Origin of the sequence: Streptomyces sp. NPDC049585 (genome assembly GCF_040675615.1) — a bacterium.
Classification (GTDB): Bacteria; Actinomycetota; Actinomycetes; order Streptomycetales; family Streptomycetaceae; genus Streptomyces; species Streptomyces luteosporeus.
On sequence record NZ_JBFAPE010000004.1, the window covers coordinates 1 to 26,889 of the forward strand.

A 26,889-nucleotide genomic window follows, 5' to 3' on the forward strand; every position below is an offset into this window, starting at 1 on the left:
GGTCTCGGCGTGGAAGTCGATGCCGGTGTGGCTGCCGGAGGACCACAGGCCACTGGAGGCCTTGTAGGAGGTCGAGACGTAGGAGCTGTCGAGCGTGTCGGCCCCTTCCACCCCTCCGTCCGGAGGTCGGACGATGGGGGGTAAAGTCGTGGGACATCACATCGTTGGTACATATCCCCACAGGAGGCCCCCGGGTGGAGGTACAGGAGACGCGCGTGCAGACCGACCGCGTCCTCACCATCCCGAACATCCTCAGCATGGCGCGTCTGGTCGGCGTTCCGCTCTTCCTGTGGCTGATTCTCACGAAGCACGACGGCTGGGCGCTGCTCGTGCTGGCGCTCAGCGGCGTCAGTGACTACCTGGACGGAAAGCTCGCCCGGCGCTGGAACCAGATCAGCAGCCTCGGCCGGCTGCTCGACCCGGCCGCCGACCGGCTCTACGTGCTCTCCACCCTCTTCGGTCTGACGTGGCGTGAGATCCTTCCGCTCTGGCTGACCGTGGCGCTGCTGGCGCGGGAAGCGATGCTGCTGGTCATGGTGGGGATCCTCCGGCGCCACGGCTATCCGCCGCCGCAGGTGAACTTCCTGGGCAAGGCGGCGACCTTCAACCTGATGTATGCCTTCCCGTTGCTGCTTCTCAGTGACGGTTCGGGCTGGGTTGCGTCGCTCGCCGCGATTTTCGGATGGGCGTTCGCCGGATGGGGTACAACCCTCTATTGGTGGGCAGGGATCCTCTACGTGGTGCAGGTCCGCCGACTGGTCAAGGCGGACGCCACGGCCGACTGATTGCGCCGCCCCCAGGCGGCCCCTGTCCCGAGCCTTACCAGGCGTGAAGGGCGTGAAGTCGGCATGACCGTCGTCTCGCAAGGAGGACGCTTCCGACATGAAGGCCGTCGTGATGGCCGGCGGTGAAGGCACCCGCCTTCGCCCGATGACCTCGAGCATGCCCAAGCCGCTCCTACCGGTGGCCAACCGGCCGATCATGGAGCATGTGCTCCGTCTGCTCAAACGGCACGGGCTGACCGAGACCGTGGTGACCGTACAGTTCCTCGCCTCGCTGGTGCGCAATTACTTCGGTGACGGCGAGGAACTGGGCATGGAGCTCACCTATGCCAACGAGGAGAAGCCCCTCGGCACGGCGGGCAGCGTCAAGAACGCGGAGGAGGCGCTCAAGGACGACGCCTTCCTCGTCATCTCCGGTGATGCCCTCACCGATTTCGACCTGACGGACCTCATTCGGTTCCACAAGGAAAAGGGCGCGCTGGTGACGGTGTGCCTGACGCGGGTGCCCAATCCGCTGGAGTTCGGCATCACCATTGTCGACGAGGCGGGCCGGGTCGAGCGCTTCCTGGAGAAGCCGACCTGGGGCCAGGTCTTCTCCGACACCGTCAACACCGGCATCTACGTGATGGAGCCGGAGGTCTTCGACTACGTCCAGCCCGATGTCCCGGTGGACTGGTCGGGCGACGTCTTCCCGAAGCTCATGAAGGAGGGCAAGCCCATCTACGGCTATGTCGCCGAGGGCTACTGGGAGGACGTCGGCACGCACGAGAGCTATGTCAAGGCCCAGGCCGACGTGCTCGAAGGGAAGGTCGACGTCGACCTCGACGGCTTCGAGATCTCGCCGGGCGTGTGGGTGGCGGAAGGCGCCGACGTGCATCCGGACGCCGTGCTGCGCGGGCCGCTGTACATCGGCGACTACGCGAAGGTGGAAGCCGGCGCCGAGATTCGCGAGCACACGGTGGTCGGCTCGAACGTCGTGGTGAAGTCGGGCGCCTTCCTGCACAGGGCCGTGGTGCACGACAACGTGTACGTCGGGCAGCAGAGCAATCTGCGCGGCTGTGTCGTGGGAAAGAACACCGACATCATGCGCGCGGCCCGGATCGAGGACGGCGCCGTCATCGGCGACGAGTGCCTCATCGGCGAGGAATCGATTATCCAGGGCAACGTCCGCGTCTATCCCTTCAAGACCATCGAGGCGGGTGCCTTCGTCAACACCTCGGTGATCTGGGAGTCGCGGGGGCAGGCCCATCTCTTCGGCGCCCGGGGCGTCTCCGGCATCCTGAACGTGGAGATCACCCCGGAGGTCGCGGTGCGGCTGGCCGGTGCGTACGCCACGACGCTGAAGAAGGGCGCGACCGTCACCACGGCCCGTGACCACTCCCGGGGCGCGCGGGCACTGAAGCGTGCGGTGATCTCCGCCCTGCAGGCCAGCGCCATCGACGTACGGGACCTGGAGAACGTGCCGTTGCCGGTGGCGCGGCAGCAGACGGCGCGGGGCAGCGCGGGCGGCATCATGATCCGTACGTCGCCGGGCGTGCCGGACTCGGTGGACATCATGTTCCTCGACGAGCGGGGTGCGGATCTGTCGCAGGCCGGCCAGCGCAAGCTGGACCGGGTCTACGCCCGCCAGGAGTACCGCAGGGCCTTCCCCGGGGAGATCGGCGACCTGTCCTTCCCCTCCAGCGTCTACGACTCCTACACCGGCTCGCTGCTGCGGTCGGTCGACACCACCGGGGTCGCCGAGGCTGGTCTGAAGGTGGTCGTGGACGCCTCCAACGGCAGCGCCGGTCTCGTTCTGCCGAGCCTCCTGGGCCGGCTCGGCGTGGACGCGCTGACCATCAATCCGGGCCTGGACGAGGCGCGTCCGACGGAGACCGCGGACGCCCGGCGCTCCGGGCTGGTGCGGCTGGGGGAGATGGTGGCCTCGGCGCGGGCGGCGTTCGGCGTGCGGTTCGACCCGGTGGGCGAGCGGATCTCGCTGGTGGACGAGCGCGGGCGCATCGTGGAGGACGACCGGGCGCTGCTGGTGCTGCTGGACCTGGTCGCCGCCGAGCGGCGCAGCGGCCGGGTCGCGCTGCCGGTGACCACGACCCGTATCGCCGAGCAGGTGGCGGCGTACCACGGCACGCAGGTGGAGTGGACGACGACGTCGCCGGACGACCTGACGAGGGTCGGCCGGCAGGAGTCGACCATCTTCGGCGGTGACGGGCGCGGCGGCTTCATCGTGCCGGAGTTCAGCAGTGTCTTCGACGGCACGGCCGCCTTCGTCCGCCTGATCGGCCTGGTGGCGCGGACGCAGCTCACGCTCAGCCAGATAGACGCGCGCATCCCGCGGGCGCACGTCCTGCGGCGTGACCTGGCCACGCCGTGGGCCGTCAAGGGCCTGGTGATGCGGCGTGTGGTGGAGGCCGCCGGGGATCGTTCGGTGGACACCACCGACGGCGTGCGGGTGGTGGAGGCGGACGGGCGCTGGATCATGGTGCTGCCCGATCCGGCCGAGGCCGTGACCCACCTGTGGGCGGAGGGCCCGGACGACGCCTCCGCGCAGGCCCTGCTCGACGAGTGGTCGACGGTGGTGGAGAGCGCCGGGCGCTGACGCCTCGGCAACCTTCCGGGCGCCGTCTCCCGGGTTCCTGTCCGGCACGCCGGTGGGGCCATTGGGAGACGGCGCCCCCGACGTGCGACGATGTGCGGCATGTCGCAGCAGCCCCCCGTTCGGAGCACCTCGTCGCCGCCTCCGCGCCCCGACGCCTCCATGTCGCTGCTGACCAATGTGACGGACCACGCCCTGGACGACGGTTACGCCGAGGCGGCGGCCCGCCGGACCGCGGGTGGCACGGGCCTGCCCGGCCGGCTGCGCGCCAGGCTGGGGCTGGCCGGGGCCCTGTTGCTGTCCGCCGCCGTGGTCACCCTGGGGGCGGTCCAGGCGCAGATATCGGCACCGACGCTCGCCAAGGAGCGCGAGCAGCTCATCAACCGCATCCAGAGCGAGACGGCGGCCGCCGACAAGCTCCAGGAGAGCGTCGACGCGCTGCGCGACTCGGTGGGCAGCACGCAGCGCGAGGCGCTGCGGAAACAGGGCGGGGACCGGGCCGAGTTGGTCTCGCTGCTGGCCGGTGCCACGCCCGTGCAGGGCCCCGGGGTCAAGATCGTGATCGACGATGCCAAGCAGGCTCGCACCAGTGGGGGCGGGCCGCGGGAGAGCAGCGGGTTCTCCGACACGGGCCGGGTGCGCGACCGTGACATGCAGCGGGTCGTCAACGGGCTGTGGCAGTCCGGGGCGGAGGCCGTCGCCATCAACGGTCAGCGGCTGACCTCGTTGTCGGCGATCAGGGCGGCGGGTGACGCCATACTGGTCGACAACAAACCGCTGGCGCCGCCGTACACGGTGCTGGCGGTCGGGGACGGTCAGCGGCTGAGCACCGCTTTCCAGGACAGTGCCGACGGACAGTACCTGCACGTGCTGCAGCAGAACTACGGGGTCCGCGCGAGCATTTCCGCCCAGGACGAGGTCCGGCTGCCGGCCGCCCCGAGTCTGATCGTACGAACCGCAAAGCCAGGGAAGGGCACATCGTGATCGCCGTATTGGGCCTCATCGTGGGAGTCGTGGTCGGGCTCGTCGTCCGCCCCGTGGTGCCGACGGCGGTCGAGCCCTACCTGCCCATCGCCGTGGTGGCGGCGCTGGACGCGGTGTTCGGCGGCCTGCGGGCGATGCTCGACGGCATCTTCGACGACAAGGTCTTCGTGGTGTCGTTCCTGTCCAACGTCGTGGTGGCGGCGCTGATCGTGTTCCTGGGCGACAAGCTCGGCGTGGGCGCGCAGTTGTCCACCGGCGTCGTGGTCGTCCTCGGCATCCGCATCTTCTCCAACGCCGCCGCCATCCGGCGGCACATCTTCCGGGCGTGAGGCACAGCCATGAGCACTGAGGACACGCCGGACAAGCCGGAGAAGGAAGAAAAGCCCGACAAGCCGGAAAAGCCGGAAGGGCCCGGGAAGCCGGCGGAGCCGACCGCGCCGAAGGCGGAGCCCGGACCGCAGCCCGGACCGGAGCCCGGACCGGGGGTGGATGCGGAGCCGGAGCCGGAGTCCGTACCGCCTGCGGAAGAGCCCGGACGACCTGCTCCGTTGACGGGGCGTCAACGGTTGCTGAGCGGACTGTGGCCGCCGCGGTTGACGCGGGCCCAGCTGACCGTGGCGCTGCTGCTGTGCGTGCTCGGGCTCGGCCTGGCCATCCAGGTGCGCTCCACCAGCGACACCAGCGCCCTGCGCGGGGCCCGGCAGGAGGACCTCGTACGCATCCTGGACGAGCTGGACAACCGCACCAAGCGGCTGGACGACGAGAAGCGGCGGCTGGAGAACCAGAAGGCGCAGCTGGAGAGCAGCTCGAACCAGGCGGCCGAGGCGCGCAAGCAGACCGAGCAGAAGGAGGAGCAGCTCGGGGTGCTGGCGGGCACGGTGTCGGCCGAGGGGCCGGGCATCGAACTCACGGTGAGCGACCCCAAGGGCGCGGTGGAGGCCGACAAGCTGCTGGACGCCATCCAGGAGTTGAGGGCGGCCGGCGCCGAGGCGATCCAGATCAACGACGTGCGCATCGTGGCGGACACGTACTTCTCCGGTTCCGCGGGGAAGGTGGAGATCGATGGCAAGAAGGTCTCGCAGCCCTATAAGTTCAAGGTCATCGGCAAGCCCCAGGACCTCGAGCCGGCACTCAACATCCCTGGTGGTGTGGTGCAGACTCTGGAGAAGGAGCAGGCCGTCGTGACCGTCTCCCGGTCTGAGAAGATCGTTGTGGACGCCTTGCGCCCGGCGAAGCGGCCTGACTACGCTCGGTCGTCATCGCAGTGAGGCGGGCGTTTCGACGGGGCCCGTGGGAGGGGCGGAAGGTTGCGGGGGGTCGGCGCACCGGGCTCGGTGCGCGTGGTGGAAACTGTCTGGTGACCGCGGACGTTGTTCGGATGTCCAGGTCGGACGGTGTGTGCAGCAAGGGTTCGTCCTGCCCCACGGGCGGGTCTGTTTCGGTCAAGGGGAATCGCCCGTGAAGTTGTTTGCGAAGTTGTTCGGCAAGAGCGCACGCCAGGAGGGCGGCACCGCCCGGCATCGCGCGGGGCGTCCCGCGGACGCCGGCGAGGGGACCCAGGAGGGTCGCCCGCTGTTCCGGGACCAGGACGTCCCGGGGGCGCACGGAAGTGACATTCCGGGTGGTCCGGGCGCGTCCTCTGTTGACCCTGCCCAGGCGGGGCGCATAGGTTTCGGGGCACCAGCGACCTCAAGTGCGGGTGGAGGGTTTGCCTTGCCGGTATGTACGAGGTGTGGCCACCGGAACGCCGAAGCCAGCCGGTTCTGCTCCAACTGCGGTGCGCCGCTGCGGCCCGGTGCCGTGGCCGAGCGCGCCTCGGAGACGACCTCGACCATCTCCATCTCCGGTCTGGAGGCGTACGACTCGGAGACCACCGGTCAGACGCCGATCCCGGCCCTCTCGCCCGAGGCCCAGGCCGCGGTCGAGGCGCTGCCGATGGGCTCGGCGCTGCTGGTGGTGCGCCGCGGGCCGAACTCGGGCAGCCGCTTCCTGCTGGACGCCGACGTCACCACCGCCGGCCGCCACCCGCAGAGCGACATCTTCCTCGACGACGTCACGGTCTCCCGCCGGCACGTGGAGTTCCGTCGGCAGCCGGACGGCGGCTTCACCGTCACCGACGTCGGCAGCCTCAACGGCACGTACGTCAACCGTGAGCAGATCGAGTCCGTTCAGCTGTCGAACGGCGACGAGGTGCAGATCGGCAAGTACCGTCTGGTCTTCTTCGGCAGCCAGCGGGGCTACTGACAGCGGGCAGCGGACGACCCGCGAGGGGAAGGGCCATGCTGCGAACACCGTCGGGCGGTACCGGTTCGGCCGGTGCCGCCGGTGCGGAGGGCCGGCTGGTGAGCATCGGCACGGTGCTCAACCTGCTGCGCGAGGAGTTCCCCGAGGTCACCATCTCCAAGATCCGTTTCCTGGAGGCGGAGGGCCTGGTGGAGCCGCAGCGCACCCCCTCGGGCTACCGCAAGTTCAGCACGCAGGACGTGGAGCGCCTCGCCCTCGTGCTGCGCATGCAGCGTGATCACTACCTGCCCCTGAAGGTCATCCGGGAGCACCTGGAGGCCCTGGCCCGCGGCGAGCGGGTCCAGCTGCCCGCCCCCGCCCAGCCGCGCGACGCGCTGGACCTCGCCGGCGATCCGGAGGTCGACGAGGCCACCGTCGCCGGTGCGGCGGCCCCGGGCGGCCCCGAGGGCGCTCCCGCCGCCAGGATCGGCCGTGGGGAGCTGCTGGCGGGTGCCGGAGTCACCGAGGCCGAGCTGGTGGAGTGGGAGTCCTACGGGCTGCTCGTGCCCCACCCGGACGGCGGATTCGACGCCGACGCCGTCACCATCGCCAAGCTCGTCGCCGACCTGGGCCGCTACGGACTGGAGCCGAGGCACCTGCGGTCCGTGAAGGCCGCCGCCGACCGCGAGGCGGGCCTGGTCGAACAGGTGGTCGCACCCCTGCGCAGGCACCGCAACCCCCAGACCAGGGCGCACGCCGAGGCCACGGCCCGGGAGCTGGCCGCCCTGTCCGTACGGCTGCACGCCGCCCTCGTACGGGCCGCGCTGCAGCCCAGGAGCCGGTGACGGCGGGTGCCCGACTACCCAAACCTGCCGACCACGGCCTAGGGTTGCTGTGTGAACGAGCTCGATGTCGTGGGTGTCCGGGTGGAAATGCCCTCAAACCAGCCGATCGTGCTCCTGCGGGAAGTGGGCGGCGACCGGTACCTGCCGATCTGGATCGGCCCCGGCGAGGCGACCGCCATCGCCTTCGCCCAGCAGGGCATGACGCCGGCCCGGCCGCTGACCCATGACCTCTTCAAGGACGTCCTGGAGGCGGTGGGGCAGCAGCTCGCCGAGGTCCGCATCACCGACCTGCGCGAAGGCGTGTTCTACGCGGAGCTGGTCTTCGCCAGCGGGGTGGAGGTCAGCGCCCGGCCGTCCGACGCCATAGCGCTGGCCCTGCGCACCGGAACGCCGATCTACGGCAGCGACGGGGTGCTGGACGACGCGGGAATCGCCATCCCGGACGAGCAGGAGGACGAGGTGGAGAAGTTCCGCGAGTTCCTCGACCAGATCTCGCCCGAGGACTTCGGCAGCAGCAACCAGTAGGCACCGCCGGGGCGCAGCATCTGGGCGGATTGCCGCATTCGAGCAGTTTTCCCGCTGACCGGACACGTGAAACCACTCTCAAGGTGATTATCACTCGGCGTGCCGAGTGTGGCGATCGTTGACGCACCCCGGGCGACTGCCTACCGTCGAGAAGGCAGGTCAAGGACGGAGGTCGGCGTGAGAAGCACGGGCGACGGTACGGCGGTCGGCGGTCCGTATCCGCTGCGTGGGGGAACGGTCGAACCAGTGCCCCGCTATTCAGCCACGACAGCGGTCACCACGCCGCGGGGGAGCGACACCGGCTCCGGCACCTCCCGCGGCACCGACGACATCGGATACCGCGGGCCCACGGCGTGCGCCGCCGCGGGCATCACCTATCGCCAGCTGGACTACTGGGCGCGCACCGGGCTCGTCGAGCCCAGCGTGCGGCCCGCGTACGGCTCGGGCAGCCAGCGGCTCTACAGCTTCCGGGACGTCGTCGTCCTGAAGATCGTCAAACGGCTGCTGGACACCGGGGTCTCGCTGCAGAACATCCGCACCGCGGTGCAGCACCTGCGGGAGCGCGGCGTGGCCGACCTGGCGCAGATGACGCTCATGAGCGACGGCGCCACGGTCTACGAGTGCACCTCGCCCGACGAGGTCGTCGACCTCCTCCAGGGCGGCCAGGGCGTCTTCGGCATCGCCGTCGGCGTCGTCTGGCGCGACGTGGAGAATGCGCTGGCCCAGCTGCACGGGGAGCGCGTGGACACCGGCGAGACCCTCGTCGGCCACCACCCCGGTGACGAGCTGGCCCGGCGCCGCAGCAACCGGGCGGGCTGAGCGACCGGGTGCCACGGGCACCCGGTCCCGGCCCATTGTCAGTGGCATGCGGCAGCATCTACTCCTGTGAGGGGTGCGCCGACGATCCTGCATCTGGACATGGATGCCTTCTACGCCTCGGTGGAGCAGGCGTCCAAACCGAGCCTGCGCGGAAAGCCGGTGGTCGTGGGCGGCATCGGGCCGCGCGGCGTCGTCGCCACCGCCTCCTACGAGGCGCGGGTCTTCGGCGTCCGCTCCGCCATGGCCACCGCCCAGGCGCGCCGGCTGTGCCCCAACGCCGCCTACCTCACCCCGCGCTTCGGCCTCTACCAGGAGGTCAGCCGGACGGTCATGCGGCTGCTGGGCGAGCTGTCGCCGCTGGTCGAGCCGCTCAGCCTGGACGAGGCCTTCGTCGACCTGGAAGCCGGCGGCACCGAGCCGACGTCGGCGGCGGCACGCCGCGTGGGCGAGCGGTTGCGGCGCGACATCCGCGCCGCCACCGGCCTGACCGGCTCCGTCGGGCTCGCCGGCTCCAAGATGCTCGCCAAGATCGCCTCCGAGGAGGCCAAGCCGGACGGGCTCGTGCTCATCGAGCCCGGCACCGAGCTGGAAGTCCTCGGACCCATGTCGGTACGGGCCATCCCCGGCGTCGGGCCCGCCACTGCCGAAACGTTGCGGCGCGCCGGGATCACCACCGTCGCGGAGACCGCCGAGGCGGGCGAGGCCGAGCTCGTCCGCCTCCTGGGCAAGGCCCACGGCGCCGGCCTGTACGCCCTGGCCACCGGCCACGACGACCGGCCCGTCGTCGCCGAGCGCGACGCGAAGTCGGTCTCCGTGGAGGACACCTTCGCCGAGGACCTCACCGACCGCACCCGCGTCCAGTACGAGCTCGCCCGCCTCGCCGAGCGGTGCGTGCAGCGGCTGCGCGCCGCCGGACGCTCCGGGCGCACGGTCGTCATCAAGGTCCGCAGCTACGACTTCTCCACGCTGACCCGCTCCGAGACCCTGCGCGGCCCCACGGACGACGTGGCCGTCGTGCGCGAGGCGGCTGCCAGACTGCTCGACGGGGTCGACACCACCGCCGGCGTGCGCCTGCTCGGCGTCGGCGTCTCCGGGCTCGCCGACTACACCCAGGAGGACCTCTTCGCCCAGGCCGCGAGCGCCACGCAGACGGCGCCGGAGACCGCCGCGGAGGCCGCGCCGCCCACCCCGACCGAGGCGCTGCCCGCCCCGAGGCGCTGGTCGCCCGGCGTGGACGTGCACCACGCCGAGTACGGCGCCGGCTGGGTCCAGGGCAGCGGCCTGGGCCGCGTCACGGTCCGCTTCGAGACCCCCTGGTCCGCGCCGGGCCGGATCCGCACGCTCGACGTGGACGACCCCGCCCTGGAACCGTCCGACCCCCTCCCCCTGATCCGCCCCGCGCCGGACGCCGCAGGCGCCCCCGGCCCCGCACCGGTGCCGCCCGGGCCTCCGCCCGCCGGCCCGGAGCCGGAGGGCCCGGGCACGCGTGGGGCCTCCGGCCCCGAGTCCGGCGGCCCGGGGCCGGCCGAGCCCGAGTCCGGGGGACCGGCGGCGGCCTGAGGCGTGTCCGGCGAGTCTTCGTCATGCGCCACCACGGCGTCCCGAAGGGGCGCGGGGAACTGCGCGACAAGCCACGACGCGCCCGCAGAGGGAGTGCCGTGCTGCACGCCCCGGGGCCGAGTCTCGGCCGCAGACCGCCGGTGGCCGATCGCGCAGTTCCCCGCGCCCCTGACGGGGCGCAGCACGATCCGCCGGACAGGCCCTGGCCCGTAGGCCGGACCCCCGGCCCTACGGACCGGTGGCCGAGCCGTTGGTCGGTGGGCCGGCGTCGGCCGGCCCCGGGGCCGGGCCCCGTTCCGGGTCCGGTAGGGCCAGGCCGTAGTGGCGGTAGAGCTGGAGTTCCTGTTGGGGCGACAGGTGGCGGCCCACGCCGAAGCCCGGGGACTGGCGGATCAGGGCGCGGTCGAAGGGGACGCGCAGGCCGTCCTCCTCGACCGAGCTCACCTCCAGGGGGACGAACGCGTCGCGGCCGAAGAAGCCGGTGCGTACCGCCGCCCACTCCGGTACGCCGGTCACGTCGTCGAGGTACACCTCGTCGACGGTCCCGATGCGCGTGCCGGCCCGGTCGAAGGCCTTGCGGCCGATCAGGCTCCTGGGGTCGATGTCGGTCTGCACGGTTCCTCCCTGGCGTTCCGCGGCCCTCAGACCCACGAAAAGCCACAAAGCAGGAAGGGGCCACTCGGGAGATCCGCCCGGAAAGGCGCGCTGGTAGGCTGACGATTGGCCGCAGAACCCGTGCGGGAGAGTCCTCCGTCGCGAGCAGGCGGGGGCGCCGAAGGAGCAAATCCTCCCCGGAATCTCTCAGGCACCCGGTACCGCACGGAAGAGGTCACTCTGGAAAGCAGGGCGGGCCCAGGTCAGGCACCACGCCGAAGCCCCTCCTCACCGACGGTGAAAGCCGGTCCGCGTCCGTGGCCCGGTGAAGCTCTCAGGTTGAGATGACAGAGGGGGAGGCCGTCCGGGTACCCGCGCCGTGGTACCCCTCGCAGGTCGCAGTGACCAGGAGGCCTCCGCAGATGACAGCCCACCGCAGCTCCCTCTCCGACCTGGAGCGGAGCACCCCCTTCGAGCGCCGGCACATAGGACCGGACGCCGAGGCCCAGGCCAAGATGCTCGCCCAGGTCGGCTACGGCTCCCTCGACGAGCTGACCGCCGCCGCCGTACCGGAAGTGATCAAGAGCGCCGAGGCGCTCGCGCTGCCCGCCGCCCGCAGCGAGGCGGAGGTGCTCGCGGAGCTGCGCGAGCTCGCCGGGCGCAACCAGGTCCTCGCGCCGATGATCGGCCTGGGCTACCACGGCACGTTCACCCCGCCGGTGATCCTGCGCAACGTCATGGAGAACCCCGCCTGGTACACGGCATACACGCCGTACCAGCCGGAGATCTCGCAGGGCCGCCTGGAGGCGCTGCTCAACTTCCAGACCGTCGTCGCCGACCTGACGGGGCTGCCGACCTCCGGCGCCTCGCTCCTGGACGAGGGCACGGCCGCGGCCGAGGCCATGTCGCTGTCCCGGCGCGTGGGCAAGGTCAAGAAGGGCGTCTACCTGGTCGACGCCGACACCCTCCCGCAGACGATCGCCGTCATCGAGACCCGCGCCGAGCCCACCGGTGTGGAGGTCGTGGTCGCCGACCTGTCGGCCGGCATCCCCGCGGAGATCGCCGAGCGCGGCGTCTTCGGCGTGCTGCTGCAGTACCCCGGCGCCTCCGGCGCCGTGCGCGACCTGCGCCCCGTCGTCGAGCAGGCCCATGAGCTCGGCGCGATCGTCACCGTCGCGGCCGACCTGCTCGCCCTGACGCTGCTCACCCCGCCCGGGGAGCTCGGCGCCGACATCGCGGTGGGCACCACCCAGCGCTTCGGCGTGCCCATGGGCTTCGGCGGCCCGCACGCCGGCTACATGGCCGTGCGCGACGCCTACGCCCGCAGCCTGCCCGGCCGCCTCGTCGGCGTCTCCGTCGACGCCGACGGCACCAAGGCCTACCGCCTGGCCCTGCAGACCCGCGAGCAGCACATCCGGCGCGAGAAGGCCACCAGCAACATCTGCACCGCCCAGGTGCTGCTCGCCGTGATGGCCGGCATGTACGCGGTCTACCACGGCCCCGAGGGCCTGGCCGCCATCGCCCGCCGCACCCACCGCTACGCCGCGATCCTCGCCGAGGGCCTGCGCGCCGGCGGCGTCGAGCTGGAGCACGGCGCGTACTTCGACACGCTGACCGCGAAGGTGCCCGGCCGGGCCGCGGCCGTCGTCGAGGCCGCCCGCGAGCGCGGCGTCAACCTGCGCCTGACGGACGCCGACCGGGTCGGCATCGCCTGCGACGAGACCACCACCCGCGAGCAGCTCGCCGCCGTGTGGGCCGCGTTCGGCGTCGACGCCGACGTCGAGCAGCTGGACGCGGTCGTGGCCGACGCCCTGCCCGAGGGCCTGCTGCGCACCGACGAGTACCTCGCGCACCCCGTCTTCCACCAGCACCGCTCCGAGACCGCGATGCTGCGCTACCTGCGCCGCCTCGCCGACCGGGACTACGCGCTGGACCGTGGCATGATCCCGCTGGGCTCGTGCACCATGAAGCTCAACGCGACCACCGAGATGGAGCCGGTCACCTGGCCGGAGTTCGGCGCGCTGCACCCCTTCGCGCCCGTCGAGCAGGCCGCGGGCTACCGCACCCTGATCACCGAGCTCGAGGAGCGCCTGGCCGAGGTCACCGGCTACGACAAGGTCTCCCTCCAGCCCAACGCCGGCTCCCAGGGCGAGCTCGCGGGCCTGCTGGCCGTGCGCGCCTACCACCGCGCCAACGGCGACACGCAGCGCACCGTCTGCCTCATCCCGTCCTCCGCGCACGGCACCAACGCCGCCAGCGCCGTGATGGCCGGCATGAAGGTCGTGGTCGTGCGGACCGCCGACGACGGCGAGATCGACGTCGAGGACCTGCGCGCCAAGATCGAGCAGTACCGCGACGAGCTCTCCGTACTGATGATCACCTACCCGTCCACGCACGGCGTCTTCGAGGAGCACGTCGCCGACATCTGCGCCGCCGTCCACGACGCCGGCGGCCAGGTCTACGTCGACGGCGCCAACCTCAACGCCCTGGTGGGCCTGGCCAAGCCGGGCCGCTTCGGCGGCGACGTCTCGCACCTGAACCTGCACAAGACCTTCTGCATCCCGCACGGCGGCGGCGGTCCCGGCGTCGGCCCGGTGGCGGTGCGCGCCCACCTCGCGCCGTACCTGCCCAACCACCCGCTGCAGCCCACCGCCGGGCCCGAGACCGGCGTGGGGCCGATCTCGGCCGCGCCCTGGGGCTCCGCGGGCATCCTGCCGATCTCCTGGTCGTACGTGCGTCTGATGGGCGGCGAGGGCCTCAAGCGCGCCACCCAGGTCGCGGTGCTGGGCGCCAACTACATCGCCAAGCGCCTGGAGCCGCACTTCCCGGTGCTCTACACCGGCCCGGGCGGTCTGGTCGCCCACGAGTGCATCATCGACCTGCGGCCGCTGACCAAGGCGACCGGCGTGAGCGTCGACGACGTCGCCAAGCGCCTGATCGACTACGGCTTCCACGCGCCGACCATGTCCTTCCCCGTGGCCGGCACGCTGATGATCGAGCCGACCGAGAGCGAGGACCTGGCCGAACTCGACCGGTTCTGCGAGGCGATGATCGCCATCCGCGCCGAGATCGAGAAGGTCGGCTCGGGGGAGTGGGACAAGGACGACAACCCGCTGCGCAACGCCCCCCACACCGCGGCCTGCGTCGCCGGTGCGTGGGAGCACCCGTACAGCCGCGAGGAGGCCGTCTTCCCGGCCGGTGTCGTCGCCGCCGACAAGTACTGGCCGCCGGTGCGCCGCATCGACGGTGCCTACGGCGACCGCAACCTGGTGTGCTCCTGCCCGCCGCTGGAGGAGTACGACGGCTGACGGGGCCTGTGCCCCGTACGCTTCGGGGCCGGTCCGGCGCATGTGCGCCGGACCGGCCCCGGTCCTTTTCCCCCTGCCGGCCGCCTCAGGCGGCGGTCACCACGTCCAGGGCCCGGTGCGGGGCGATGATCTGCCCGTCCGGCAGCAGCTCACCGGTGTCCTCGAAGCAGAGGACGCCGTTGCACAGGAGGCTCCAGCCCTGTTCCGGGTAGGTGGCCACCAGGTGGGCGGCCTCCCGGTCGGCGGAGTCGGCTGACGGGCACGTGGGCTGATGCGGGCACATGGGAGTGATCTTTCGCTCTGAGGTGGCTGTGCTGCGGCTCGATGCGGTTGTCATGCCGCCCCCCGTTTACATCGATCGGTCGGTTCCAGTGTTCCCCCACGGGCCGGATTCCGCAGGGATTTCCGGATGACGCTCCTCTCAGGATGATGACGCATCACCCGAGCGGGCGGTTGCTCCCAACAGGACTGCCCCAACGGGTGGTTCGGGCATGGTCACCGGGGGCTAGTCCGTGAGGGTGAGGGCGGCCGGGCATGCCACGGCGCCCCGCCTCCCCGGCTCACCGGGATGCGGGGCACCGTGGCGGTCCGCTGCGTGCGTCAGGCGGTCGCCTTCAGGGACGCGGCGGGGGCCAGCCGCAGGGCGAGCACGGGCAGCAGATCGGCGGCCCGGTACGGCCGGTGCGGGGCGAAGCCCGGTGGCGCCGGGGCGAGCGGCACCAGCAGGTCGCCCGGGGCGAACAGCTCGGTCGCGGCGTCGGCCGCCGCGTCCGCGTGCAGCCACAGCGTGAGCATGTACAGCTCCGGCACGGACAGCAGCCGCGGCTGGTACGGCGCGGTCAGCTGGCCGGCCTGGCGCAGTGCCACTTCCGTGGCGGCCAGGTACGGCCCTTCGAAGAAGTGGGAGAACGACCAGCCGTCGGCGGTGACGACGGCCTCGCCGGCCGCCACCGTCCGTTCGCCGTCGGTGATGGGGAACCGCCAGCCGGTCAGCCGGGTGCGCGGCGCCCCGCCGCGGGCCGCCGCCCGCACCAGGACGTGGACGGGCAGGGCGGGTTCGGTCGGGAACGGGGCACGGGCGGACCGCAGCGAAGGGGTGCGGGCCTCACGGACCGCGGCGGGGGACGCGAGGGCCGTGCTGACGCTGTGCAGGGCAGGCGCGGGGGCAGGGGGAACGTGCAGCGGCATGGTGGGTCGCCTCTCGCTCAAGGAGACAACGGTGGAGCTGCGGCAGGTGCGAACGACGCCGTCGGCGTTGCGGGTCGGAGGGGGCCGGACCGACTCCAGGGCGCGTGCTCTCCGCCTCTGAGCGGAGTTTATACGACACATGTTCACGCAGTGTTTCGGCTAGCTGTCGCGGGCATTTCCGGCAAGGGGAATTCAGGTCCCATTCACGGGGTGATTTCGGTGAATTTGTCGCCCGCCCGAGCGTCCGACCTCGGCCTCGGCGCCCCGCGCGGTAGGCCGGAACCCGTCGGTCTTTATCACCAGCGCCCGACGTGGCGGGTGGACGCGGCCGTCATGCCGACGGAATGTGCCGGAGTGCGCTCGGTCGGAGCCTACCGGTTGTGCGGCCGCCGCGGGGCGTTATGGATCGTCCCGCCTGGGCATCATCGACCGTGACAAGGCGACCGGTGCCGCGGACGGCCCTGCCTGAGGAAGGACGCTTCAATGGGTGAGAAGGTCGTCGCCGTGGGGTTCGACCTCGCCGACCGGCGACGCCACCGGGACAAGCTCAGGCGGTGCCTCGACGGGCTGGGGAGGCTGTTGGAGGAGAAGCGGTTCGACCGCCCGCGCAATCTCATGGGGCTTGAGATCGAGCTGAATCTCGCGGGTTCCGACGGCATGCCGAGCATGGTGAATGCCGAGGTGCTGGAGCGCATCGCAAGCGGGGATTTCCAAACCGAACTCGGTCAGTTCAACCTGGAAGTGAACATCGTCCCGCACCGCCTCTCCGGGCGCGTTCTCGACCAGCTCGCCGAGGAGCTGCGCACCGGCTTGTCGTACGCCGACCGCCGGGCCCGGGAAGTCGATTCCGGAATTGTGATGATCGGGATTCTGCCCACGCTCACCGACGAGCACCTCGTGCACGGCAACCTCTCCGCCGGTGACCGCTACGTCCTGCTCAACGACCAGGTCGTCGCCGCCCGCGGCGAGGAGTTCACCATCGACATCGCCGGCGTGGAGCGGCTGACCTGCACCGCGCGGTCCATCGCTCCCGAGGCCGCCTGCACGTCGGTCCAGCTCCACCTGCAGGTCACCCCCGGCCGCTTCGCGGCGGTGTGGAACGCCGCCCAGGCGGTCGCGGCCGTGCAGATAGCCGTCGGCGCCAACTCCCCCTTCCTCTTCGGCCGGGAACTGTGGCGCGAGTCGCGGCCGCCGCTGTTCGTGCAGTCCACCGACACCCGCCCGCCCGAGCTGCAGGCCCAGGGGGTGCGCCCGCGCACCTGGTTCGGCGAGCGCTGGATCTCCTCGGCCTACGAGCTGTTCGAGGAGAACGTCCGCTTCTTCCCACCGCTTCTGCCCATCTGCGGCGACGAGGACCCGCTGCGCGTGCTCGACGAGGGCGGCATACCGGCCCTGCAGGAGCTCACCCTGCACAACGGCACCGTCTACCGCTGGAACCGGCCCGTCTACGGCATCGCCGACGGCGTGCCCCACCTGCGCGTGGAGAACCGCGTCCTGCCCGCCGGGCCCACCGTCCCCGACGTGATCGCCAACGCCGCCTTCTACTACGGGCTGATCAGGGCGCTGGCCGAGGAGCCCCGGCCGGTGTGGACGCGCATGCCGTTCGCGGTGGCCGCCGACAACTTCGACGTCGCCTGCCGCCACGGCATCGAGGCCGATCTGCGCTGGCCCCGCGCGGGCCGCGGCGGCGCCCCGGCGCGCGTCGCGGCCGTCCGGCTCGTCCTGGACGAGCTGCTGCCGCTCGCCGCGGCCGGCCTCGACGCCTGGGGCGTCGAGCCCGCCGACCGCGACCACTACCTCGGCATCATCGAAGGCCGCTGCCGGCGCCGGATCAACGGCGCCTCCTGGCAGGCCGCCACCTACCACCGCGCCCGGGAGCGGGGCCTGGACCGCGAGCAGGCACTGGCGGCCACCACCCGGGAGTACTGCGAGCTGATGCGCACCGGCGACCCCGTGCACACCTGGCCGGACGGCGCCGGCTGCTGACCCGCGGCCGCCCCGGTTCGTCCCCGGTGCCCCCGGTCGGGCAAGCTGTGACGACCTGACGGGCACGAGATGGGCAGACGGAGGCGGCAGTGCGGCACAACGCTCCCGACGGCGGCGCGGGCACCGCGTCCGGCACCGCGCCGGGCGGCGCCGGCGGGCAGTGGCCCGGCGAGGCGCCGCCCCGGCCCGTCCTACGGTCCGAGCTGCTGATCGTGCTGGCCCTCTCGCTCGGGGCCAGCGCCGTCGCCGCACTGATCAGCTTCATCGGGGCGGCGACCCGGCCCGGCGGCCTGAAGGACCAGGCCGCCACCCTCAACGCCTCGCACGCGCCCGGCCGTCCATGGCTCGACCTGGCCTGGCAGCTGTTCGGCATCGCCACCGCGCTCGTGCCCGTCCTCCTCGTCGCCCACCTGCTGCTACGCGAGGGCGCCGGGCCGGGCGCCATCGGCCTCGACCGCACCCGGCCCGCCTTCGACCTCACCCGCGGCGCCGGCCTCGCGACGGCGATCGGCGGCACCGGGCTGCTGTTCTACCTCGCCGTCCGGGCAGCCGGCCTGAATCTGACCGTGGTGCCCGAGCACCTGCCCCACGTGTGGTGGCGGATCCCCGTACTGATCCTGTCCGCCGTGCAGAACGCGGTGCTCGAAGAGGTCGTGGTCGTCGGCTACCTGCTGCGCCGGCTCGGGCAGCTGGGCTGGTCACCGGCGGCCGCCCTGGCCACCAGCGCCGTCCTGCGCGGCTCGTACCACCTCTACCAGGGCATCGGCGGCCTCGTCGGCAACATGGTGATGGGCGTCGTCTTCGTCCTGCTGTACCGGCGCTGGCGGCGCGTGGGGCCGCTGGTGGCCGCGCATGCGCTCATCGACGTCGTGGCCTTCGTCGGGTACGCGCTCCTGGCCGGCAAGGTCGACTGGTTGCCCACCGCCTGACGCCGCCCGCTCAGGCCAGCAGCTCGCCGTTCATGCGGCACCACCCGCATGAAGGACCTCACCACGTCCGTGGTCGCGCTGCTGGTGTCGGAGGCGTGCAACATCGGCCTGACCCCGGTGGTCAACCCCGCCGTCGAGGCCCTGACCCGCTCCCGGCTGGTCCACGTCGACCAGTTCTCCCTGCGCGCGGACACGATCGCCGCGGCGAACGCCGCGCTGATCGCCGCCCAGGCCGAGGTGCCCATCGTCCGGTACTGGGGGGATGGGCTGCTGGCGTCGGTGGACTGGCTGCGGTTCGTCGTCCCCGTCCGCACGATCAACGCCGCCCCGTCGCCGAAGTACTTCGGCATGGTGTTCGGCCTGTTCAAGATCCTCGGCTACAACTTCAGCTCGCGCTTCCGTGACCTGGATGACCAGCGGTTCTGGCGGGCGACGATGCCGGGGGTTCAGACGGGGACGTACGGGCCGCTGGAGGACATCACGCGGAACCGGGTGAACTGAACAAGGTGATCACGCACTGGCCGGACATGCTGAGGGCGGCAGGCTCCCTGGTCACCAACCAGGTGCGGGCCTACGACCTGCTGCGGATGTTCGGCCGCGACGGTCGTCCCACCCCGCTGGGGCAGGCGTTCGCCGAGTACGGGCGGATCGCCAAGACGTTGCACCTGCTGGCCGTGGTCGACCCCCGGTGGACGACACCTACCCCCGCCAGATGAACCGGCAGCTGACCGTGCAGGAGTCCCGCCACAAGCTCGCCCGGGACGTGTGCCACGGCAAGCGCGGCACCATCCACCAGGCGTACCGGGACGGGATGGAGGACCTGTTGACCGAACTACCGGGGTGTGAGCCGACGAGCCCCCGGAGATCGACGCACGGTGACGGGACCAAACACCAGGCCGGTCAGCTTGCCTCGGAAGCCGTGCCACACCACCGCCCTGATGTGCTGTCATCACGAGCTGTTGGAGACCACAGCAGCTCGCGGAGGCTCAGGTGCAAGAGGGCATGCAGTTACGGGACGTCACGGCGCTCACGGTGCCGAGGGTCGGCCGGGTCGAGGAGACCGGCGATCCGTCGCTGCCGTACCGGCTGCTCGACCGGGACGGGATCGAGGTGGCGGCAGTCAGCGAGTTCTTGCTCGACATGCTCGCCGACGATGACAGCCCGGCCTCGCTCCGCTCGTACGCATACGAGCTGCTGGCCTGGTTCCGGTTCCTGTGGGCCCTCGACGTGCCGTGGGACCGGGCCGGCCGGGCGGAGGCCCGAGACTTCGCACTGTGGCTGAAGATGGTCAAGAAGCCGCCGCGGCCCCGGCGGCCGGACGCCCCGGCGCCCGGGTCGGTCAATCCCGTGACCGGCAAGCGGTACGCGGGCGAGAACTACGCGGCACGCACCCGGAGGCACGCGCGGGCAGTCGTCCGCAGCTTCTACGAGTACCACCGCGACATGCACGGACGTCCGCTGCTCAACCCGTTCCCGAAGACCAAGCGCGCCGAGGACGAGCACCTCAACGCCCACCACAACCCGATGCACGCCTTCAAACACCCTGCCGGCCGGGCCCCCTACCAGCCGAAGGAGCCACGGCGAACCCCGCGCGGCATCCCCGACCAGGCATTCAACGAACTGTTCGCGGCCCTGCCCTCGCACCGCGACCGCGCGCTGGTCGCCTTCTACATCTCGGCCGGCCCGCGCGCCTCGGAACTCCTCGGCGTCAGCCGGGACCGGGTCAGCCCCGGTGACCAGACGATCGGTGTCATCCGCAAGGGCTCCCGGGCCCTGCAATGGATCCCCGCCTCCAGCGACGCGTTCGTATGGCTGCGGCTCTACCAGCAGCAGAACCGCCCGCAGGCCCTCGACGGGCCGGAGGAGCCGCTGTGGTGGACCCTCCGGCGCCCGATCAGGCCGTTGAGCTACGACGCGGCCCGCATGGTGTTCACCCGGGCCAACGAGACCCTGGGAGCGAACTGGACCCTGCATGACCTGCGGCACAGCGCGGCCAAACGCATGGTGCGCGACCCCAAGCTCTCGCTCACCGACGTCCAATGGGTCCTTGGCCATCTCCACATCAGCACCACGGAGCAGTACCTCGACCCCGCCGAGGACGAGGTCGTCGCGCACGTGTTGGCCCACCACGCCCGGCAAGCTGCGGATCCCGTCAAACCGGTGATGCCCGCTCCGGGCTACCGTTCCGACGTTCTCCAGACGCTGCTCGGCACGGCCGTCCTAGGTGGAGGCCCGGCATGACCACTGCGACCGTGACTGCCCGGCCCTCCGCCCCCGTCCGTCACGCCCCCTTGCCTTCCGGCCAGGAGAAACGCGAAGCGCCGACGACCTGGTGGCACACGGAGGAACCGCGCGAGCAGGTGCTGGAGCGCACACTCGCGCTGCCATTCACCGCCGACAGCGACGCCAACCTACGCACCCGGCAGCGCGGTCTGATCAAGCTGCTGGACTGGCTGGAGGACCAGCCCGGCCGCACCTGGCAGGAGCGCTGGCTGGCCAGTGGAGCCGAAGAAGCCGGCCGGGAGTGGACGCGGCTGCCGATGCGGTGGCTCGCCGAGCATCAGCGGGCGCGCAAGTACGACCGTGCCGATCTGTGCTGCGGCATGATCCCGCTGCTGGGAGGACAAGTCGTACGCCCCGCCTACCAGTGGCTGCTGCGGCAGCGCCCTTCGCAACTGCTGGCGCACATCCGCAGCGTCACCGATCCCGACGGTTTCGCGGCGCTCAGGGACCAGTACACGGCCACCGGCCACGCGGGAGCCAACGACTGCAACAACGCTCTCAACCGCGTCACCTGGATCGTGACCCGCAAGGGCGGCACCGTCCACGACGTCACCATCGGCGACTGCGTCGAGTTGCAGCACGCCATCGGTGAGCATCAGACCAACGGCTACCACGGCAAGCACCTCTTCTACGCGCTCCTCGCGGGCCTCGGCGTCTTCGGCCCCGACGCCCCGGCACGGCTGAAGACGATGATGCTGCCGGGGCAGCTGACACCGGCAGACCTGGTCGACCGGCAGGGCATCACCTGCACCGCGATACGCGACCTCCTGGTCGACTACCTCACCGAGCGCGCGGTGGACGTCGACTACACCACGCTGGAGGACATGGCCCGCACCCTGGCCGGACTGTTCTGGCGTGACCTGGAGAAACACCACCCGGGCATCGACTCGCTGCGGCTGGACGCAGACATCATCACCGCCTGGCGGGAGCGCGTCCGCATGGTCCGTGACCGACACGGCACCCCCATCCGGCCGCGGGTCAACGCGCACACCGTATTCAGCTGGGTCCGCACGTTCTACCAGGATCTCGCCCGCTGGGCCGCCGACGAACCGACGCGCTGGGGCCCGTGGGTGGCACCCTGCCCGGTCCGCGACAGCGACACCGACCATGGCAAGAACCGCGCCCGCCGCAAGGCGGCCATGGATCAGCGCACCCGCACCCTGCTGCCCGCACTCCCGGCCCTGGTCAAAGCCGTCGAGCGCCAGCTCAAGGACGCCCAGACCTGTCTCGCCACCGGGCGGGAGACCCGGGCCGGGGCCCCGTTCACCACTCCGACGGGCGAGACTCTCCTGCGCCGGGCAGGGGTGTCCTCCCGCGTCTACGCCGACGATCCCGCCACCGGCCGGCGCCGGGACCTGACCGTGGAAGAGGAACGCGCCTTCTGGGCCTGGGCCATCGTCGAGGTCCTTCGTCACACCGGCATGCGCATCGAGGAAGCACTCGAACTCACCCACCACAGCTTCGTCGCCTACCAGCTGCCCACCACCAGCGAGATCGTGCCCATGCTCCAGGTCGCCCCGTCCAAGCTCGACCAGGAGCGGCTGCTGCTGGTCTCACCAGAGCTCGGCGAGGTGCTCACTGCGATCATTCATCGCGTCCGGCGCGGGCAGCAGGCCATGCCTCTGGTCTCCGCCTACGACAGTCTGGAACGGCTCTGGAGTGCACCGATGCCGTTCCTCTTCCAGCGCCGCTGCGGCCCGGAGGACCGGGCCATCCCGCGCAACTACATCTACACCTGCCTCAACGACGCCCTCGCCGCGAGCGGGCTGACCGGGCCCGGTAACGAGCAGCTGCGATACACGCCCCACGACTTCCGAAGAATCTTCGTGACCGACGCCCTCCGCTCCGGCCTGCCCCCGCACATTGCCGCCCGCATCTGCGGCCACCGGACGGTCGACACGACCCTCGGCTATGCCGCGATCTATCCCGAGGACGTCATCAACCACCACCGGTCCTTCATCGCCCGCCGCCGGGCGCTGCGACCCGGGGAGGAGTACCGCGAGCCCACCGCACAGGAGTGGCATGACTTCCTCGCCCACTTCGAACTGCGGAAGGTCGCCCTCGGCGTCTGCGCACGCGACTTCGGCACCCCCTGCGTCCATGAACACGCCTGCATCCGCTGCCCTGTCCTGCGGCCCGATCCCGAACAGATGCCCCGCCTGGAGGAGATCCACGCGAACCTGCTCGACCGGCTCCAGGAAGCCAAGGAACAGGGATGGCTCGGCGAGGTCGCCGCGATCGAGGCCAGCCTCGCCGCCGCCGAGCAGAAGCTCGCCGCCATGCGCGACCTCGCGGCCCGGCACACCACCGTCCACCTGGGCATGCCCGATCTCCGTGGCGTCGTCGCGCGCATCGACTCCGAACAGCGAAACGAAGATGCGACGCAGCAGCCCTGAGCACTACAACGAGGGGATGACCGTCTTCCTCTGTTCCAAGTGCGGCACCGCGATCACGCCGGAGCTCACCGAGCTTGCCGCCGTCCCTGACGTCTCAGACGACGAGCGCGACCGGGACAAGAAGACACGCCGGGCACCTTCCACCGTTCCGCGGGGCCACTACGCGATCGATCCCGAGCCCTGGGGATCTCCCTACGTCGTGCAGGACGATCAGGAGGACCCGAAGCCAGCTCAGTCGCGCGGCCCTGTGGTCTGCCGCGAAGAAGGCTTCGTCATCTCAGCCGGCAGCCGACACACAGTGCTGGTGCACCCTGATGACGCCGCCAGCCTTCAGCCACTGCCCAACTGGGAGAACAGCAGTGGGTGCTGCGGACCGACAGGCGACGAGGGACTCAACCGAGCCTGCCCCTGCGGCGCTCCGGTCGCGACCCTCGCGGCCGACTGTTTCGGGCCCTTCGAACTGCACCTCGACCCCGTCCGGACCTACGCGTTCTCCCAGTAAGACCGCGAAGCGCGCGCGGACGACGTGCACGACACGCCCGACGGAACCCGTCCACCCAACTTCTTCACGACTACTTTCCGTGGTGAACGACGGCTCACGGGCGGACCTGCCGCCGAGCTGGGCTAGTTCGGATAAGACCAGCTCGGCTCGCTCGGCCTGGTCCTGAACGCCGTGGTGCTGTGGACCACGAGGTACATCGACGCCGCCGTCGCCCAGCTGCGGGCCGAGGGGCACGAGATCCGTGACGAGGACATCGCCCGGCTGTCGCCGCTATGACGTGGCCCGCCAGTTTCCCGCCGTTGGCCGGAGGACGGCGGGACCTGGGTGGCGGCCCGTGCGGCGGCTGGGCTGGACCGCCCCCTCGGCGGCGTGCGGGATGTCCCCGACGGGGCCATGATGAGACGGCCCGGCCGCCGCGGGAGCGCCGGGCGGGAAGGAGCAGGCGATGGAGCTGTTCCCGCCGGCGCCGCTGCAGGAGTGGCGGGACACGAAGGAGACGCTGCACCACTTCGCGCAGATTGTCGGCAAGATCCGCTTGGCTGCGAGCGCTCGGCGCAACCACTGGTGGAACGTCCCGTTCCATGTCACTGGGCGCGGCATCACCACCCGTCCGATGGGGCAGGCCGACGGGAATCCGATCTTCACGGTCGACTTCGACTTCGTCGACCACCGGCTCGCCGTCATGACGCTGAACGGTCAAGAGCGGTCCTTTCCGCTTCCGGGCCAGTCCGTCGCGTCCTTCTACGACCAGACCCTGGCCGCTCTGGCCGCGCTGGGCGTCCGGGTGAACATCGCTATTCCCAGCCCCTTCGATCTACCCGACGCCGACCGGCCGTTCGCCGAGGACACCGAGCACGCGACCTACGACCCGGTAGCCGCAAACCGCTACTGGCGGGTGCTGAGCCAGGTGGCGTCTGTACTGGAGGAATTCGCCGCAGGGTACTCGGGGAAGGTGAGCCCGGTGCACCACTTCTGGCACACCTTCGACATCGCGCACACCCGGTTCTCCGAGCGTCACATCGAGCAGCCCGAGCAGACCGACCCGGTCACCCGGGAGGCGTACTCCCGGGAGGTGATCAGCTTCGGCTTCTGGTTCGGCGACGACACTTTTGCCGAGCCCGCGTTCTACTCGTACACCGCCCCCGAGCCCGCCGGTCTGACCGAAGCGCCGCTCAGCCCGGCGTCCGCGCAGTGGGTCGCGCGCGGCGACAGCCACCTGGCCGTGCTGCGCTACGACGCGGCCCGCGCCGAGGCCGATCCACGTGCCGCCGTGCTCGCCTTCTACGAAAGCGCCTACCAGGCCGGGGCCGCACGCGCCGGATGGGACATCGCGGCGCTTGCGAGCCCCGGCGGAATCACGGACCCGGTCCGTCGCATCTGACGAATTCGGTCAGCAGTGCAGCGCGGTGCGTGGTCAGGCTGCGGTATCGGTGCGCGCCAGGATGCCCTTGAGCAGGCCCGTGGACTGGCCGACCTCGATGAGGTAGCCATCCGGGTCGCGCATGTAGCAGCGCAGCTCGGCGCGCCGGTCGATGGGCGGGGTGAGGAACTCGGCTCCCTTGGCGCGGGCTGCCGCGTAGAAGCCGTGGATGTCCGCCACCCGTACGTTCAGGAAGCTGGAGGCGGTGTGGCGGTCCTCCGGTGGGCGCAGTATGACGTCGGGTTTGTCATCCGTGGGCCCGCCGCCGGGGTTCATGATGATCCAGCTGTTGGCGACCTTGATGATGCAGGGGTTCTCCTCCATCACCACCTGCCCGCTCAGCACGTCGGCATAGAACGCCCGCGAGCGAGGGACGTCGCCGACCGTGAGAAAGTGCGTCAGCAGCAGACCCTCGGCCGGTGCGGGAAGGTCGTCGGCCGAGGCGCCGGCGGCGATGAAATCGGACATATGGCCAGCGTAGGGCGGGAGCCCCCGCCCGGCATTCCCATCCGGCAGAGCCCGACGGGCACGGCCCGCCGACCGCCGGCGTGACACCTATTCAGCAAACATAACGCCGTCGATGACGGTCACGGCCGAGCCCGTCAGCAGCGTCCGCTCGCCGCGCAGCGCCGTGCGGACCAGGCCGCCACGTGCCGACGCCTGGCGTCCCGTCAGGTCGGCGACGCCCAGCCGGCCGGACCACAGCGGTGCCAGGGCCGTGTGCGCGCTGCCGGTGACCGGGTCCTCGTCGATGCCCACGTTGGGGAAGAAGCAGCGCGAGACGTAGTCGTAGCCGCGTGAGGGGTCCTCGGCCGGCGCCGTGGCGATCACGCCCCGGCGCGCCTGGTGGCCGAGCGCGTGCAGATCGGGGGCCAGGGACAGCACGCTGTGCTCGTCGGGCAGTTCGACCAGCAGGTCGCCCAGGTGCGGTCCGGTGTCATGGGCGCCGAGCGGCACCGTGCCCAGGGCCTCGGCGATGTCCTCGGGCACCTCGACGGGGGTCAGGGGTGCGGTCGGGAAGTCCAGGGTGATCGTGCCGTCCTCGTGCGCCGTCGCGGTGAGCACCCCGCAGCGGGCGGCGAAGCGCACGGTACCGGTGGCCGCGCCCGTGGTGCGCAGGACGTGCGCGGTGGCCAGCGTGGCGTGGCCGCACATGTCGACCTCGGTGGCCGGGGTGAACCAGCGCAGCGCCCAGTCGGCCGGCCCCCCGTCCGGCAGGCGGTGGGCGAAGGCCGTCTCCGCGTGGTTGACCTCGGTCGCCACGCGCTGCATCCACGCGGCGTCCGGGAAGGCGTCGGAGTCCAGCAGCAGGACGCCGGCCGGATTGCCGGTGAAGGGACGGTCGGTGAAGGCGTCGACGATACGAATCCGCATGCCCGGACCGTACGGACAACCGCGGCCCCCGGCCATGGCCAATCGGCGCACAGTGGACCGACTCCGCTTCACCGTTCCCTCTTCACCGTCTCCGCTTCACCGACTCCTCCTGGCCGAGCCCTCCTCAAGGAGGAGGAATGCGTGGGCCGCCCGACCCCCGTCGTACGCGCGGATGGCACTCGCCGGGGACGCTCCGGCGGCCTGTGACGGCCCGGCTGCTCGGCTACCTCGTCCAGCGCATCATCGGCTACGGCCTGCGCTGGAGCGGCCGTCGAGGACTGTCTCGTGCGGCCCGCCGCCGGTGCGCCCGCTCCGCAGCCGGGCTGGTCGCCGGCCGCTGCCGCGGCCGTGCGCCGGGCACGGCACCGGGCGCGCAGGCAGCAGGCCCCGTGCGTGACGGGGCGCGACGTGCCGGCCGCACTGATCGACGACGACGGCTGCCGGGCGGTGTACGTGCTGCGCCGGGCGGGCGTCGCCCTGGACGAGCCGACGGAGCGTCTGCGGGCTGCGGAGGACGCCGTACGCCCCTGAGAGGACGCCAGGACCGCAAGGGGTGACGGTCCTGTCGATCACTGACA

At 71.4% G+C, this 26,889-nt stretch carries 23 protein-coding genes, 3 pseudogenes and 1 riboswitch; of the genes and pseudogenes, 20 read left to right on the forward strand and 6 right to left on the reverse strand.

Features of this window, described 5'->3' with window-relative positions; all coding sequences use genetic code 11:
- Positions 1–84 (reverse strand): annotated as a pseudogene (locus AB0K17_RS06080) (M23 family peptidase); the annotation flags it as partial.
- Between the two features lie 110 nt (positions 85–194).
- Between AB0K17_RS06080 and AB0K17_RS06085 the strand changes: the two are divergent.
- The 10 genes from AB0K17_RS06085 to AB0K17_RS06130 all read left to right on the forward strand — a co-directional run bounded on the left by AB0K17_RS06085 (position 195) and on the right by AB0K17_RS06130 (position 10,331).
- Positions 195–785 (forward strand): CDP-alcohol phosphatidyltransferase family protein, encoded by a 591-nt coding sequence (locus AB0K17_RS06085; RefSeq protein ID WP_365982244.1) that lies wholly within the window; start codon positions 195–197, stop codon positions 783–785.
- A gap of 97 nt (positions 786–882) precedes the next feature.
- Complete coding sequence (locus AB0K17_RS06090) at positions 883–3,378, forward strand: mannose-1-phosphate guanyltransferase (RefSeq protein WP_365970226.1); 2,496 nt, start codon at positions 883–885, stop codon at positions 3,376–3,378.
- A gap of 90 nt (positions 3,379–3,468) precedes the next feature.
- Positions 3,469–4,359: a DUF881 domain-containing protein gene (locus AB0K17_RS06095; RefSeq protein ID WP_365982245.1), complete on the forward strand. Its 891-nt coding sequence runs from the start codon at positions 3,469–3,471 to the stop codon at positions 4,357–4,359.
- Positions 4,356–4,688 carry a small basic family protein gene (locus tag AB0K17_RS06100; RefSeq protein WP_071964751.1) on the forward strand — a complete coding sequence of 111 codons (333 nt, stop codon included), beginning with the start codon at positions 4,356–4,358 and terminating at the stop codon, positions 4,686–4,688. The genes AB0K17_RS06095 and AB0K17_RS06100 overlap by 4 nt, the downstream gene beginning before the upstream one ends.
- A 9-nt stretch (positions 4,689–4,697) precedes the next feature.
- Positions 4,698–5,627, forward strand: coding sequence for a DUF881 domain-containing protein (locus AB0K17_RS06105; RefSeq protein WP_365982246.1), 930 nt, complete (start codon positions 4,698–4,700; stop codon positions 5,625–5,627).
- A gap of 130 nt (positions 5,628–5,757) precedes the next feature.
- Entirely contained in the window at positions 5,758–6,603 is an 846-nt protein-coding gene (locus tag AB0K17_RS06110) for an FHA domain-containing protein (RefSeq protein ID WP_365982247.1), read from the forward strand.
- Between the two features lie 35 nt (positions 6,604–6,638).
- The gene (locus AB0K17_RS06115; RefSeq protein ID WP_365970222.1) at positions 6,639–7,427 is read left to right on the forward strand and encodes a MerR family transcriptional regulator; all 789 of its coding nucleotides are present in this window, start codon (positions 6,639–6,641) and stop codon (positions 7,425–7,427) included.
- A gap of 51 nt (positions 7,428–7,478) precedes the next feature.
- Positions 7,479–7,952, forward strand: coding sequence for a bifunctional nuclease family protein (locus AB0K17_RS06120; RefSeq protein WP_365970220.1), 474 nt, complete (start codon positions 7,479–7,481; stop codon positions 7,950–7,952).
- Positions 7,953–8,129: 177 nt separating this feature from the next.
- On the forward strand, positions 8,130–8,771 hold the full coding sequence (locus tag AB0K17_RS06125) for a MerR family transcriptional regulator (RefSeq protein WP_365982248.1): 642 nt from the start codon (positions 8,130–8,132) through the stop codon (positions 8,769–8,771).
- Positions 8,772–8,837: 66 nt separating this feature from the next.
- A complete protein-coding gene (locus AB0K17_RS06130; RefSeq protein ID WP_365970218.1) occupies positions 8,838–10,331 on the forward strand; it encodes a DNA polymerase IV in 1,494 nt (497 codons plus the stop codon).
- Positions 10,332–10,559: 228 nt separating this feature from the next.
- On the opposite strand, the gene AB0K17_RS06135 is transcribed toward AB0K17_RS06130, so the two are convergent.
- A complete protein-coding gene (locus AB0K17_RS06135; protein WP_365970284.1) occupies positions 10,560–10,946 on the reverse strand; it encodes a PRC-barrel domain-containing protein in 387 nt (128 codons plus the stop codon).
- Positions 10,947–11,059: 113 nt separating this feature from the next.
- A riboswitch (glycine riboswitch) is annotated at positions 11,060–11,159 on the forward strand.
- 188 nt (positions 11,160–11,347) lie between these two features.
- Between AB0K17_RS06135 and gcvP the strand changes: the two genes are divergently transcribed.
- A complete protein-coding gene (gcvP, locus tag AB0K17_RS06140; RefSeq protein WP_365970285.1) occupies positions 11,348–14,233 on the forward strand; it encodes an aminomethyl-transferring glycine dehydrogenase in 2,886 nt (961 codons plus the stop codon).
- An 85-nt stretch (positions 14,234–14,318) separates the two neighbouring features.
- On the opposite strand, the gene AB0K17_RS06145 is transcribed toward gcvP, so the two are convergent.
- Both AB0K17_RS06145 and AB0K17_RS06150 read right to left on the reverse strand, forming a co-directional pair.
- The gene (locus AB0K17_RS06145; RefSeq protein WP_365968530.1) at positions 14,319–14,516 is read right to left on the reverse strand and encodes a DUF5999 family protein; all 198 of its coding nucleotides are present in this window, start codon (positions 14,514–14,516) and stop codon (positions 14,319–14,321) included.
- Between the two features lie 317 nt (positions 14,517–14,833).
- A complete protein-coding gene (locus AB0K17_RS06150) occupies positions 14,834–15,421 on the reverse strand; it encodes a hypothetical protein (RefSeq protein ID WP_365968534.1) in 588 nt (195 codons plus the stop codon).
- A 483-nt stretch (positions 15,422–15,904) separates the two neighbouring features.
- Here AB0K17_RS06150 and AB0K17_RS06155 point away from each other — a divergent pair, with 483 nt between their 5' ends.
- The 8 genes and pseudogenes from AB0K17_RS06155 (at position 15,905) to AB0K17_RS06190 (ending at position 24,898) form a co-directional block, all read left to right on the forward strand.
- Positions 15,905–17,407 (forward strand): glutamate-cysteine ligase family protein, encoded by a 1,503-nt coding sequence (locus AB0K17_RS06155; protein WP_365968529.1) that lies wholly within the window; start codon positions 15,905–15,907, stop codon positions 17,405–17,407.
- 203 nt (positions 17,408–17,610) lie between these two features.
- On the forward strand, positions 17,611–18,336 hold the full coding sequence (locus tag AB0K17_RS06160; RefSeq protein ID WP_365982454.1) for a CPBP family intramembrane glutamic endopeptidase: 726 nt from the start codon (positions 17,611–17,613) through the stop codon (positions 18,334–18,336).
- A gap of 42 nt (positions 18,337–18,378) precedes the next feature.
- A pseudogene (locus AB0K17_RS06165) lies at positions 18,379–19,162 on the forward strand (Tn3 family transposase); the annotation flags it as partial.
- A 176-nt stretch (positions 19,163–19,338) separates the two neighbouring features.
- Positions 19,339–20,577, forward strand: coding sequence for a site-specific integrase (locus AB0K17_RS06170; protein WP_365982249.1), 1,239 nt, complete (start codon positions 19,339–19,341; stop codon positions 20,575–20,577).
- The gene (locus AB0K17_RS06175; protein ID WP_365982250.1) at positions 20,574–23,015 is read left to right on the forward strand and encodes a site-specific integrase; all 2,442 of its coding nucleotides are present in this window, start codon (positions 20,574–20,576) and stop codon (positions 23,013–23,015) included. The genes AB0K17_RS06170 and AB0K17_RS06175 overlap by 4 nt, the downstream gene beginning before the upstream one ends.
- Positions 23,016–23,031: 16 nt before the next feature.
- Positions 23,032–23,517, forward strand: a complete 486-nt coding sequence (locus AB0K17_RS06180) for a hypothetical protein (protein ID WP_365982251.1) — start codon at positions 23,032–23,034, stop codon at positions 23,515–23,517.
- A gap of 150 nt (positions 23,518–23,667) precedes the next feature.
- A pseudogene (locus AB0K17_RS06185) lies at positions 23,668–23,793 on the forward strand (Tn3 family transposase); the annotation flags it as partial.
- 169 nt (positions 23,794–23,962) lie between these two features.
- Entirely contained in the window at positions 23,963–24,898 is a 936-nt protein-coding gene (locus AB0K17_RS06190) for a DUF5996 family protein (protein ID WP_365982252.1), read from the forward strand.
- A gap of 33 nt (positions 24,899–24,931) precedes the next feature.
- On the opposite strand, the gene AB0K17_RS06195 is transcribed toward AB0K17_RS06190, so the two are convergent.
- Both AB0K17_RS06195 and AB0K17_RS06200 read right to left on the reverse strand, forming a co-directional pair.
- The gene (locus tag AB0K17_RS06195) at positions 24,932–25,405 is read right to left on the reverse strand and encodes a VOC family protein (RefSeq protein ID WP_365982253.1); all 474 of its coding nucleotides are present in this window, start codon (positions 25,403–25,405) and stop codon (positions 24,932–24,934) included.
- A gap of 87 nt (positions 25,406–25,492) precedes the next feature.
- Complete coding sequence (locus AB0K17_RS06200; RefSeq protein WP_365982254.1) at positions 25,493–26,311, reverse strand: PhzF family phenazine biosynthesis protein; 819 nt, start codon at positions 26,309–26,311, stop codon at positions 25,493–25,495.
- A gap of 285 nt (positions 26,312–26,596) precedes the next feature.
- Here AB0K17_RS06200 and AB0K17_RS06205 point away from each other — a divergent pair, with 285 nt between their 5' ends.
- Positions 26,597–26,842, forward strand: coding sequence for a hypothetical protein (locus AB0K17_RS06205; RefSeq protein WP_365982255.1), 246 nt, complete (start codon positions 26,597–26,599; stop codon positions 26,840–26,842).
- The last annotated feature ends 47 nt before the right edge of the window (positions 26,843–26,889 follow it).